This is a genomic window from Saccharopolyspora sp. NPDC002578 (assembly GCF_053592695.1).
On sequence record NZ_JBSFWJ010000077.1, the window covers coordinates 16366 to 28410 of the forward strand.

The window sequence follows — 12045 nt, forward strand, 5'->3', positions numbered from 1 at the left end:
CGCGTTACGAAACTGTGCGGGAGGGGGCGGGCCATGTCAAGCAATCGGCACCGCGGGGCTGGTGACGGCCCGTCCACGCCCCGCGCGCCGGACGAGGTGGCGGCTCGGCCACCAGCGGGACACTGATCGAGTACCGGGCGGCGAGGACTCGCTAGCCTGGTACGCCACGGACGCGACGGGTGAGGTGACGGTGGGACAAGAGGCTGCCGAAGACGGCGCCGGGCGGGAGACCGTCGGCTCGGTGCTGCGCGCCTGCCAGCTGCTCGGCCACTTCAGCGCGCAGCGGCCGGTGATCACGCTCGCGGAGCTCACGGCCGCCAGCGGGCTGAACAAGCCGACCGTGCACCGGCTGATGAGCTCGTTCGTCGAAGCGGGCTGGATGCACCGCGACCACAGCGGCGCCTACCGCGTCCGGATGCCGGTGTTCACCATCGGCGCCGCCGCGCTCGCCGGGTTCGACCTGCGCACCGAGGCGCGGCCGGAGCTCGAAGCGCTGGCCGAGCGCTTCGGCGACACGGCGTTCCTGATGGTCCCCTCCGGCGCCGGGGCCGTGTGCATCGACCGGGTCGAGGGCGGCAAGCCCATGGTGCTGGCCGCGGTCGCCATCGGATCGGTGCTGCCGTTCCACGCCGCCGCGGCACCCGTGGCGATGGTCGCGTTCGACTCCGAGCTGCGCCGCCGGGTCCTGCGGGAACCGCTGCCCGCGTTCACCGGCGAGACCGTGGTCGACCCGGCGGAGTTCGCCGAACACCTCGACCGGGCGCGAGCGGAAGGGATCGCCCGCAGCCGCAACGACTACCTGCACGGCGTCTCAGCGGTGGCCGCTCCCGTGCTCGGCTCCGGCGAGTCGCTGATCGGCACGATCAGCCTCGGCGGCCACAGCGACGACTTCACCGGTGCCGCCGGTGACGACCGGGCCGAAGCGGTCCGCGCCGCGGCGAGCCGCCTCAGCACCACCCTGAACGCCGCCCGGGTTTAGCTTGCCGTGTTTTGATCTCGGCTTGAGTGGCTGGTTGGGTGGCGGAACCTCAGCTGCTTCCTCGCTGCGGGATCTTTTTTCCAAGTGGCTCCGCCACGAGGAAAAAAGCTGTCCTCGCGAGGAAGCAGCTGAGAACCCGCTGGTGGTCTTTTTGCTCTGGTGGTCGCTGCTCAGCGGCTTCGCCGCTGACAGGACAACGACCAACAACGACGCTGAAAGGCAAGATCAAACGCAGGCGGTAGTGCCGTCATTTTCTCGCGAAATCGCGGGGCTTCAGTCCCAGGTGAGGAAGCGGTAGTGGAGGCCGGTGGTGGATTCCTGCCAGTCCCCGGTGGTGTCCGGGGCGCGGTCGATCTCGGGGGCGAGGGTGTCGCCTTCGAAGAGTTCGCGGATCTCGGTGACGACGACGCGGTCCGCGAACGGCAGCGCCGCGGCGTAGACGGCCGCGCCGCCGATGATCCACACGTCCCCGTCGGCCGCGTCGAGGGCCTCGCGCAGGTCGGGGAAGGTCTCCGCGCCGTCCTGCGGCGTGCGCGAGAGCACAAGGTTGCGCCTGCCCGGCAGCGGCCGGAACCGCGGCGGCAGCGACTCCCAGGTGCGGCGGCCCATCAGCACGGTCGCGCCCGAGGTCACCGAGCGGAAGTGCTTGAGGTCCTCGGGCAGGTGCCACGGCATCGTGCCGTCGCGGCCGATGACGCCGTTGGCCGACTGCGCCCAGATCAGCCCGATCACACCGCCACCGGCGCCTTGATACCGGGGTGCGGGTCGTAGCCCTCGACCACGAAGTGCTCGTAGGTGTAATCGAACAGGCCGTCCGCGGGCTGCAAGGTCAGCTCGGGGAAGGGCCGCTGCTCGCGGGAGAGCTGCTTGCGCACCTGCTCCTCGTGGTTGTCGTAGATGTGGCAGTCCCCGCCGGTCCAGATGAAGTCGCCGACCTCCAGGCCCGCCTGCGCGGCCATCATGTGCGTCAGCAGCGCGTAGCTGGCGATGTTGAACGGCACGCCCAGGAACAGGTCCGCGCTGCGCTGGTAGAGCTGGCAGGACAGCTTGCCGTCGGCGACGTAGAACTGGAAGAACGCGTGGCACGGCGGCAGTGCCATCCGCGGGATGTCCGCGACGTTCCACGCGGACACGACGATCCGCCGGGAGTCGGGGTTCTCGCGCAGCGTGCGCAGCACCTCGCTGAGCTGGTCGATGTGCTCGCCGTCCGGGGTCGGCCAGGACCGCCACTGCACGCCGTAGATCGGGCCGAGGTCGCCGTCGGGCGCGGCCCACTCGTCCCAGATCGTCACGCCGTTCTCCCGCAGCCACCCGACGTTCGAGTCGCCGCGCAGGAACCACAGCAGCTCGTAGGCGACGGAGCGGAAGTGGACCTTCTTCGTCGTGATCAGCGGGAAGCCGTCGGAGAGCCGGTAGCGCAGCTGGTGGCCGAAGATCGATCGCGTGCCGGTGCCGGTCCGGTCGTCCTTGCGGGAACCCGTGTCGAGCACGTGGCGGAGCAGGTCCTCGTACTGCGCATCAACCATGCCCGCGAGCGTAGACGTCGCTCGGATCGGCGGAGGTAGGGCGGTCGGGGCGGCGGATCCGGCCCGGAGAGGACCGGTGCTCGCGGTGATGTCGTTCGACATCGGGGAGGCGGTGGTGGCCGGCAGGCCACACCTCCTACGGCCCGCCGCCGGAGTGCGGCGGCGACCCGTCCCGCGCGCCCGGTCGCCGATGTCCCAGCGCAGAGCGGAGTCGGCACCGAGGTGATCCGCGAGCGCACCTGGCCCGAGAGCGTCCGGATCAACACCGACGAGAGTCCCGCCCGCGACCGGCTCCGCAGCTGAAGCGGGCGGTCCCGGGCCCTGGGACCGCCCGCCTTGGGCGTGCTCAGCCGTTCTGCGGGAAGCCCAGGTTCAGACCGGCGTGGCTCGGGTCGAGCCAGCGGGTCGTGACGACCTTGCCGCGGGTGAAGAAGTGCACGCCCTCGGTGCCGTGCGCGTGGGTGTCGCCGAACAGCGAGTTCTTCCAGCCGCCGAAGCTGTAGTAGGCCATCGGCACCGGGACCGGCACGTTGACGCCGATCATGCCGACCTCGACCTCGTTCTGGAACCGGCGGGCGGCGCCGCCGTCGCAGGTGAACAGCGCGGTGCCGTTGCCGTAGGGGTTGGCGTTGATCAGGTCGACGGCCTGCTCGTAGGTCTGCACCCGCACCACCGAGAGCACCGGGCCGAAGATCTCGTCGGTGTAGACGCCCATGTCGGTGCGGACGTGGTCGAGCAGCGTGGGGCCGACGAAGAAGCCCTCGCCGTCGGCGTCGAACTCGCCCGCGCGGCCGTCGACGACGACGGTGGCGCCGTCGGCCTCGCCGCCGTCGACGTAGCCCGCCACCCGGTCCCGGGAGGCGCGGGTGATCAGCGGGCCCATGTCGCAGGAGCGGCGGCCGTCGCCGGTGCGCAGCCCGCGCGTCCGTTCGGCGATCTTGGCCACGAGGGTGTCGGCGATGTCGCCGACCGCGACGAGCGCGGAGATGGCCATGCAGCGCTCACCGGCGGAACCGAACCCGGCGTTGACCGCCTGGTCGGCGGCGAGGTCGAGGTCGGCGTCCGGGAGCACGACCATGTGGTTCTTCGCGCCGCCCAGGGCCTGCACGCGCTTGCCGTGGGCGGTGGCGGTCTCGTAGACGTAGCGGGCGATCGGCGTCGAGCCCACGAACGAGATGGACTTGACGTCCGGGCTGGTCAGCAGTGCGTCGACGGCCGTCTTGTCCCCGTTGAGGACGTTGAACACGCCGTCGGGCAGACCGGTCTCGCGCCACAGCTCGGCCATCCACAGCGCGGCCGAGGGCACCTTCTCCGACGGCTTGAGCACCACGGTGTTGCCTGCCGCGATCGCGATGGGGAAGAACCACATCGGCACCATGGCCGGGAAGTTGAACGGGCTGACGATCCCGGTCACGCCCAGGGGCTGGCGCACCGAGTGGACGTCGACCCCCGTGGAGGCGTTCTCGGTCGCGGAACCTTTGAGCAGGTGCGGCATGCCGCAGGCGAACTCGACGACCTCCTGACCGCGGGCGACCTCGCCGGCGGCGTCGGACAGGACCTTGCCGTGCTCGGCGGTGATGAGCTCGGCGAGCTCCCCGGAGCGGGCGTTGAGCAGTTCGCGGAAGCGGAACAGGACCTGCACCCGCTTGGCCAGCGAGGTGTCCCGCCAGCCGGGGAACGCGGCCTTCGCCGCCGCGATCACGGCGGCGGCCTCGTCCTCGTCGGCCAGCGGGAGGTGCGCGGTGACGGCGCCCGTCGCCGGATTGGTGACCTCGGCGAAGCGCCCCGAGGTGCCGTCGAGTCGTTGCCCGCCGGACCAGTGGTGCAGCGTGCGGGCGGTGCCTGCCGAGTCCTCCCGGCGGGGTGGTGCGGTGACCATGGGAACCTCTCGATGGGTGGTCTGCGGATCAGCTGTGCGAAGCGTCCATCGTGATCACGGCGCGGCCGGGGATGCGACCGCCGGCCAGGTCGTCGAACGCCTCGTTGACCCGCTCCAGCGGATAGGTGCGGGTGACGGTGCGCTCCAGCGACAGGGCACCGCCGACGGCCTCGGCCACGACGGCGGGCAGCGCCTCCCGCGTGCGCGCTCCGAAGGAACCGATGATGCGCAGTCCGCGGCGGACCAGCGGGGTGATCTCCACCTGGGCGCTCGCCGCGCCGGAGCCGATGCCGACGGCGACCATCCGGCCGCCGTCGGCGAGCATCCGCACGGACTGCTCGAAGGTCTGCGGCAGGCCCAGCGCCTCGAACACCGCGCTGACGCCCGCGCCGCCGGTCAGCTCGCGCACCTTCGCCACGGCGTCCTCGGTCGTGGAGTTCACCACGTGATCGGCGCCGAGGTCCCGGACGGCCGCGAGCTTGGCGTCGTCGACGTCGACGGCGATGACGGGGCTCGCGCCGTGCGACTTGGCCAGCTGCACGATGCTCGACCCGACGCCGCCGACGGCGACGACCGCGACGGCTTCGCCTTCGGCGACACCCCCGGCGTTGGCGACGGCGCCGTGCGCGGTGAACGCGGCGCAGCCGAGGATGGCGGCCTGCGCGGCGGGAACCGAGTCCGGCAGCGCCACGAGCGCCGTCACCGGCACGACGCAGTACTCGGCCAGGCCCGCCATCGAGTACATCGCCAGGTCCGCGCCGTCGCGCCCCCGCAGTCGGGTCGTGCCGTCGAACAGCCGGCCCTTCCCTCGGTTCTGCGCGAAGAACGGCCCGCACAGGTCGTCGCGGCCCGCGCGGCACGCGGCGCACTCGCCGCAGGGCATGATGAACGCGCCCACCACCGCGCCGCCGATCTCCACCCCGGCGGGCAGTTCGGTGTCCGGTCCCGCTTCGACGACGTGACCGGAGATCTCGTGACCGAGCACGGCCGGTGCGGGGAAACCGACCTCGCCCTTCATGACGTGCAGGTCCGTGTGGCACACCCCGCAGGCCACGACCCGCACCAGGGCTTCACCGCGTCGGGGCGAGGGCCGCGCGATCTCCTCCAGGCGCAGCGGTTCGGTGGGGCCGCTCCAGACGGCGGCGGTCATGGTCTGCATCGTGAGTCCTTTCCGGTGGGGGACGCCGTCGCGCTCAGGAACCGGCGCTGATGACGCGGTCGGCGGTGTCCTGGACGAACAGGCAGCCGACGAGCCCGACCAGCGCCCCGACCCCGCCGAGCGCCAGGGCGATGTGCAGGTCCCCGCCGGCGAGGGCCACCGCGCCGAGCGGGAACAGTCCCGAGCCGAGCCCGCGGGCGACGTAGTAGGTCGCGTTGCTGCCGAAGGCCCGGTAGCGGGTGGGGTAGAACTCGGAGATCCACGTCCCCAGCACCCCGAAACCGGCGTAGCCGATAGCCGGGCCCATCAGCGCGATGACCGCCACCGAAGGGCTGCCGATGTCGGCGAAGGCGAACGCGCCGAACGCGGCCACGCCGACGACCGAGGCGTAGAGGGTCGCCCGCCGCCGTCCGACCCGGTCGGACAGCGTGCCCGCGACCACGTAGGACGCGATGCCCAGCAAGGTGCCGACGGTGAGGATGATCGTGGACGCCGTCAGCGAGACACCCGCCGTTTCGCGCAGGTAGGTCGGCGCGAACGTGATGTAGGAGTAGCTGGCGGCGAACACGCCGGTGGTGGTGAGGGTCAAGAACACCGCGCCCCGGATCACGCTCCAGTCCGGCTTCGCCCGGACGGGGGCCGCCGCGGTGGCACCGGCCTCGTCCTTGGCGGCCAGCCACACCTTCGACTCGGGCAGCCACAGCGCGGCGGTGCCCGCGATGAGCAGGCAGCCGAGGCCGATGGCGACGAACCCGGTGCGCCAGCCCGCGTCGGAGCCGAGCGCGGAGATCGTCGTGTAGAGCACGAGCTGGGTGATCAGCGTCCCGGCGATGAACATGCCCTGGAGCACGGCCCCCATGAATCCGCGCTTCCGCGACTTCCAGCTCTCGGCGAACATCGCGAAGATGACGCCGAACGCGCCGCCCATCGCCAGCCCCGCGATGGCGCGGGTCAACGTGAACGTCGTGTAGTCCTGCGCGAATCCGCCCACGACGGCGGCGATCGAGTACATCGCCGTGAACGTCACGTAGCTGGCCTTGCGGCCCCACCTGTCGGCGATCCAGCCGAACAGGAATCCGCCCGCGATGGAGGCGAGGCTCTGCAAGGTGATCACGCCGACGACCGATTGCGTCGACACCGCGAACGAGGCGGCGAGGTCGGTGAGCGGGAAGCTGAGCAGGTTCAGCTCCATGCTCTCGATCAGCGCCCCGACGATCGCGAACAGGAGGATCAGGCGCCGTTCGCGGGAGGTGTAGGCGGTGGCGGCGGTGACCGCGGCGGGGTGCTCGGGAGCGGCTCCCGATGAGAATCCCATGGTCGGTGTGGCCCTTCGTCATTGGAGGGTGAGCACGAGCGGGTCGCGGGGATCACCGCGGCACGAGCACGTGCCGCATGGCGCCGATCCCCTCGATCTCGGTGCCGAGGATCTGGCCCGCGCGCAGGTAGACCGGCGGGCGGTGGCCGAGGCCGACCCCTTCCGGGGTGCCGGTGAAGATCAGGTCGCCGGGCAGCAGCGTGACGATGGCGGACAGCCGCTCGATCAGCTCCGCGACGGAGAACACGAGGTCGGAGGTGCGGGAGTCCTGGCGGACCTCGCCGTCGACGGTGGTCATCACGCGCAGGTCGTCGGGGTCGGCCACCTCGTCCGCGGTGACCAGCACCGGCCCGATCGGGGCGTAGCCGGGGAAGGACTTGCCGAGGCTGAACTGCGGCGGCGACCCGGCCTGCTGCACGGTGCGGTCGGAGATGTCCTGACCGGCGGTCAACCCCGCCACGCAGGACCACGCGTCCTCCCGCCGCACCCGGTGGGCCTCCCGGCCGATGACGACGACCAGCTCCACCTCCCAGTCGACGGTGTCGCCGCTGAGGGCGATGTCGCCGCGCGGGCCGGTGACGGCGCTCGGGAACTTGGTGAACACCAGCGGTTCGGTGGGCACGGGCAGGCCGGATTCCTCGGCGTGGCGGCGGTAGTTCAGCCCGACCCCGAAGATCTGGCGCGGCCGGGGGACGGGCGCGCCGAAGTCCTCCGGGCGGTGCTCGACCACGTCGCCCGAGGCCCCGGCGGCCCACCCCCGGAACGCGTCCCAGTCGTCGAACGCGCGCTGCGGATCGGAGCCGAACCGGCCTCCGCTGCTCGTCTCGACGTCGATCGGGCCGGCGTCGGTGATCAGGGCCGACCGGCCTCGGACGGATGCGAACTTCATGGCTTCTCCTCCTCGGAGATCAGGACGCGGAGCGCAGCTCGAACAGCAGGGTGAACTCGCGCGCGGTGGACGGGGCGGGGCCGAGGACCGGTTCGAGTTCGGCGAGCAGCCGAGCGGCCGGCACCTCCGGCTGGGGTTCGAGCAGCAGCAGTGCGGATTCGGCCGCCTGCTGCTGCGTCGTCGCCTTCCCCTCGCTCGTCGCGGCCTTGGCCGCCCCCACCGCCGCGTCCGGTTCGTACACCGAGGCGGCGTGCAGCAGGTGCGCGGCGCGCATCGCGGGCAGCACGGTTCCGGCCAGCTCGTCCCGGGCCGCGTCGAGGCGTTCCGAGGCGAGCTCCACGGCGACGCACCGGCCCGTCGAGCCCGCGCCGCTGGTGACGGTGATCCGGCACGTCGAGCGGCGGAACCGCGCGAACAGTGGCACGACGCGGCGGGTGAGCTCGGTCGGGGTGTCGAGCGCGCGCAGGTAGGCGGGGGAGGCGAGCACCTCGACGTCGTCGGTCTCGTAGATCGTCAGGAAGTCGGTGTGCCCGTCGCGCGCCCCGCCGGGAGCGACGTAGCGGCGCGCGCGCCGGAAGCCGGGGATCTCGACCCGCTCGGGCAGGTGCTCGAAGTTGTACCAGTCCTCGAAGAGCTCGCGGTCGCCGTCGGCGATCGTGATCCAGTTGAGCATCGCCCCGGCCCCGGTGACCGAGGTGAAGTCGCCGCCCATCAGAACAGCCCGTCGCGCTGCTGGAACTTGGTGGGCTTGCCGATCGTGGGGCCCGATTCGGCGACCCACGCGGCGACCTCGTCGACCATCTCGGCCAGCGTCGTGCCGGGGAACCCGAACTCCCGCTGCAACTCCGACCCGTCCATCACGTAGGCGTTGCCCGATTCGACGCCGTCGAACCGGGGCTCGCGCCCGAAGATCTCGCCGAAGTGCTCCGCCAACCGGCGGATCGAGACGATCTCCGGCCCGGTGATGTTGAGCCGCCGCGGCGGGGAGGTCGCCAGGTGCAGCGACCGCAGGGCGTAGGCGGCCACGTCGCGCTGCCAGATCACGCTCGCGTGGCCCATCTCCAGCGGGATCGGCTCGCCGTCGTGCACGGCCTGTGCGATCTCGGCCAGCACCCCGTACCGGGTCTCGATGGAGTACCCGAGGCGGAACTGCAGCAGCGGCGTCCCGTTCTTGCGGGAGAAGTGCTCGAAGATCCGTTCGCGCCCGACGCAGGACGCGGCGTACTCGCCGAGCGGTCCGGGCCAGTCCGCCTCGCGGGAACCGCCGGTCGCGACGTCGACGAGCGGATAGGTCACCAGCGTGGAGAACGCGACGATCCGGGAGTCCCGGAAGCGCTGCGCGACCCGTCCGGGCAGGTAGGCGTTCATCATCCAGGTGAAGTGCTCGTTGCCCGCGGTGCCGAACTTGTTCCCGGCCATGAACACGACGTTGGCGGCGTCCGGTAGTGCCGCCAGCTGGTCGTCGTCGGTGAGGTCCGCGGGGACGGGCCGCACGCCGTACTTCTCCAGAGTGGCGCGGGCCGCCGGGTCGGAGAAGCGGGCGACGCCGAACACCGTCTTGTCCACGCCCGCCTCGGCCACCGCGCGGGCGGCCATCACCGCGACGCTGGGGCCGACCTTCCCGCCCACGCCCAGCACGGCGATGTCACCGTCGAGGCGAGCGACCGCCTCGACGACGTCGGGGGTGGGCTTGGTGAGCGAATCTTCCAAGACGGCGATGTCGGTCATCGATGACCTCCGAGGAGTGGGCTGCATCGACGGCGACATGACTGCCGCCGGGATTCAGCACACACTCGCATTGTGTGAACATCGCAGGCCATCCTAGAAATACCCAACGTGAGCGGAGCCGTGTTGTGAAGACCTCCCAATCCCCTCGGCGCTACGATCCCGTCGTCGACGAGCTCGTCGAGCAGGCCGCCGAGCGCATGTGGGGCGTCTACCCCGGCTACCAGCCGGAGCGGTTCGACCGGTCGGAACTCGACCCGGCGATCCGAGCCAACATCGAGCTCGCGGTGGCCGCGCTCGGCCAGGGCCGGGGGCCGACCCTCGCCGAACTCGAACCGGCGCGGGCTCTCGGCGCCGCTCGGGCCGATCAGTCGGTGCCGCTCGAATCGATCATCCAGGCCTACCGGCAGACCGAACGCGTGATCGTGCTCGACTTCCTGCAGCGGTCGCGGGAGTGGCCGCACGAGGAGGCGAACCGGGCCACGGCGCTGCTCATCTCGGTGTTCGACGAGCTGACCGACGCGATGATCGGTTCCTACCGGGACACCTCCAGCGCCCGCGAGGCGGCGCGGCGGCAGGTGGAGAACGAGGTCGTCGCGGCGCTGGCGGACGGGATCGACAGCGACTCGACCCGGTTCGACCGGTGGGTCCGGCTGCTCGACGTCGACGAGGACGGCTGCTGGACGGCCGCGGCCCTGCGCGGGCGGCCGGGCGATTCGGGGGAGCCGGCGGTGCCGCAGCGCCAGGTCCTGCTGCGGCAGCTGGCATCCGACGTCGACGACGTCATCTGCGGCGAGCTCAACAACACGCTGGTGCTCCTGCTGCGCACGCGGGACCGCCAGGACCAGGTGGAGCAGGTCTTGGCCGCCGCGATGGCCGGGATCGGCCAGGCCGCGCCGCTGGCCTGCGGGCTCGGGACGGCCACCGCCTCGCTGCGCACCGCCGCCCAGTCGTGCAGGCAGGCGCTCGCGTCGCTGCGGGTGTCGGCGTCACCGGCGTGGACGGGCGTCCCGGTCGTCGACTACCGGGACGTCGTCGTCGAGACGATGCTGCTCGCCGACCCGCTCGCCGCGGAGGCCCTGCACGCGAGCCGGATCGCGCCGCTCGAACCGCACCCGTACCTGATCGAGACGCTGGAAGCGTTGGCGGACAACCACTTGTCGCAGGCGGCGACGGCGCGGCGGCTGTTCGTGCACCTGAACACCATCGGCCACCGCCTGCAGCGCATCCGCGAGATCACCGGCCTCGACCCGCTGCGCTTCCCGGACGTCCTGGAGTTCTCCTTGGCGCTGCGCTGGCGGAAGATCCGCGCGACCGATCCGACTCCCTGACGCCGAGCGGCCGATCCCGGTGTGGCGGGCCCGTGCGGCCCCACCGGTCCGGCGTGATCAGCCCAGGACGTGCGGGGCGAGGGCGTCGAGGATCCGGTGGTCGGCCTCCTGCGGGCGCATCTCGTCCGGCGTGCCGGGATAGGTGTCGAACAGGACGTGCGTCGCGCCGAGCTCGGCGAGCACGTCCAGGTCCCGGCGGACCTGGTCGAGCGTGCCCTGACCGGCCAAGCGAGCGTCGTCGTCCAGTTCGGAGTCGGTGAGCAGCAGCGGAAGTCGCGGCGCGAAGTCGGGTGCCGTGCGACTCGCGTCCTCGGCGGCGCGCAGCAGCGCGGGCACGCCCTCGTCACGCAGCCACGGGACTCGCTGGTTGTAGGGGTGCCACGCGTCGCCGAACCGCACCGCCCGGCGGATCGCCGCGGAACCGTTGCCGCCCACCCACAGCGGGGGACGGCGGGTCGGGAGCGGGCCGGTGGACACGTCGTCGAAGGAGACGAACTCGCCGTGGAAGGACAGCGTCTCCTCGGTCCACGCCCGAGTCAGGACCTCCAGGTACTCGTCGGTCATCCGGCCGCGGCGTTCGAACGGCAGGCCCAGCGCCTCGTACTCCTGGCGGGCCCAGCCGATCCCGGCGCCGAACAGGAGCCGCCCGCCGCTGAACCTGTCGAGGTTCGCGGTCACGCGCGCGGTGTGCAGCGGGTGGCGGTACGGCATGATCGTCACCGTCGTGCCCAGCTCGATCCGCTCGGTCTGCGCGGCGAGCCAGGCGAGCGTGGTGAACGGGTCGTAGAACGGCGCCGGGTACGGTTCGGCCGCGTCCGGAGTGATCGCGACGTGGTCGGAGATCATCGCGAAGCCGAACCCGCGGTCCTCCGCGTACCGGGCCCACCCCAGCAGCGTCGACGGATCCGTGCCCGGCCCGAAGTTCAGTATGTTGACGCCGAATCGCACCCGTGCTCCTACCCCTCGTGGATCTTCGCCTGCGCCCCAGACTGTCTTCCACACGGACTTCCGTCCAGCAGCGCTCCGGCGAACGTCCTGGGCCGGGTGTCGGGATGTGCGTCGCGGATTCAGCGTCCTGACGGGGACCTTTCCGACTGATCTTTTGATCTGTGTCTTGTCAGTGGCGAAGCCGCTGAGCAGCGACCGCCAGAGCAACTGGCACGCCGCGGGTTCTCAGTGGCTTCCTCGCGAGGACAGCTTTTTCCCTCGTGGCGGAGCCACTTGGAAAAAAGATCCCGCAGC

General features: G+C 71.6%; 11 protein-coding genes. 2 read left to right on the forward strand and 9 right to left on the reverse strand.

All coding sequences use genetic code 11. The features are described 5' to 3' along the window. Positions 1-190: 190 nt before the first annotated feature. Positions 191-979, forward strand: coding sequence for an IclR family transcriptional regulator (locus ACWD38_RS25980; RefSeq protein WP_450125110.1), 789 nt, complete (start codon positions 191-193; stop codon positions 977-979). 273 nt (positions 980-1252) lie between these two features. On the opposite strand, the gene ACWD38_RS25985 is transcribed toward ACWD38_RS25980, so the two are convergent. The 8 genes from ACWD38_RS25985 to ACWD38_RS26020 all read right to left on the reverse strand — a co-directional run bounded on the left by ACWD38_RS25985 (position 1253) and on the right by ACWD38_RS26020 (position 9475). Continuing rightward, a complete protein-coding gene (locus ACWD38_RS25985) occupies positions 1253-1711 on the reverse strand; it encodes a dihydrofolate reductase (RefSeq protein ID WP_450125111.1) in 459 nt (152 codons plus the stop codon). Then, a complete protein-coding gene (locus ACWD38_RS25990; RefSeq protein WP_450125112.1) occupies positions 1708-2505 on the reverse strand; it encodes a thymidylate synthase in 798 nt (265 codons plus the stop codon). Before ACWD38_RS25990 ends, ACWD38_RS25985 begins: the two co-directional genes overlap by 4 nt. A 346-nt stretch (positions 2506-2851) precedes the next feature. Next, complete coding sequence (locus tag ACWD38_RS25995) at positions 2852-4384, reverse strand: CoA-acylating methylmalonate-semialdehyde dehydrogenase (protein ID WP_450125113.1); 1533 nt, start codon at positions 4382-4384, stop codon at positions 2852-2854. 28 nt (positions 4385-4412) lie between these two features. Then, a complete protein-coding gene (locus ACWD38_RS26000) occupies positions 4413-5543 on the reverse strand; it encodes a zinc-binding dehydrogenase (protein ID WP_221315849.1) in 1131 nt (376 codons plus the stop codon). A 34-nt stretch (positions 5544-5577) separates the two neighbouring features. Beyond that, positions 5578-6858 (reverse strand): MFS transporter, encoded by a 1281-nt coding sequence (locus tag ACWD38_RS26005; RefSeq protein WP_184479815.1) that lies wholly within the window; start codon positions 6856-6858, stop codon positions 5578-5580. 52 nt (positions 6859-6910) lie between these two features. After that, the gene (locus ACWD38_RS26010) at positions 6911-7747 is read right to left on the reverse strand and encodes a fumarylacetoacetate hydrolase family protein (RefSeq protein WP_184479814.1); all 837 of its coding nucleotides are present in this window, start codon (positions 7745-7747) and stop codon (positions 6911-6913) included. A 19-nt stretch (positions 7748-7766) separates the two neighbouring features. Further along, positions 7767-8459, reverse strand: a complete 693-nt coding sequence (locus tag ACWD38_RS26015; protein ID WP_184479813.1) for a DUF4286 family protein — start codon at positions 8457-8459, stop codon at positions 7767-7769. Further along, on the reverse strand, positions 8459-9475 hold the full coding sequence (locus tag ACWD38_RS26020) for an NAD-dependent epimerase/dehydratase family protein (RefSeq protein WP_450125114.1): 1017 nt from the start codon (positions 9473-9475) through the stop codon (positions 8459-8461). The genes ACWD38_RS26015 and ACWD38_RS26020 overlap by 1 nt, the downstream gene beginning before the upstream one ends. Before the next feature lie 125 nt (positions 9476-9600). Between ACWD38_RS26020 and ACWD38_RS26025 the strand changes: the two genes are divergently transcribed. Further along, positions 9601-10803: a PucR family transcriptional regulator gene (locus ACWD38_RS26025; protein ID WP_450125115.1), complete on the forward strand. Its 1203-nt coding sequence runs from the start codon at positions 9601-9603 to the stop codon at positions 10801-10803. A 57-nt stretch (positions 10804-10860) separates the two neighbouring features. Here the strand turns inward: ACWD38_RS26025 and ACWD38_RS26030 are convergent, their stop codons facing one another. Beyond that, entirely contained in the window at positions 10861-11751 is an 891-nt protein-coding gene (locus ACWD38_RS26030; RefSeq protein ID WP_184479810.1) for a TIGR03619 family F420-dependent LLM class oxidoreductase, read from the reverse strand. Positions 11752-12045 lie beyond the last annotated feature (294 nt).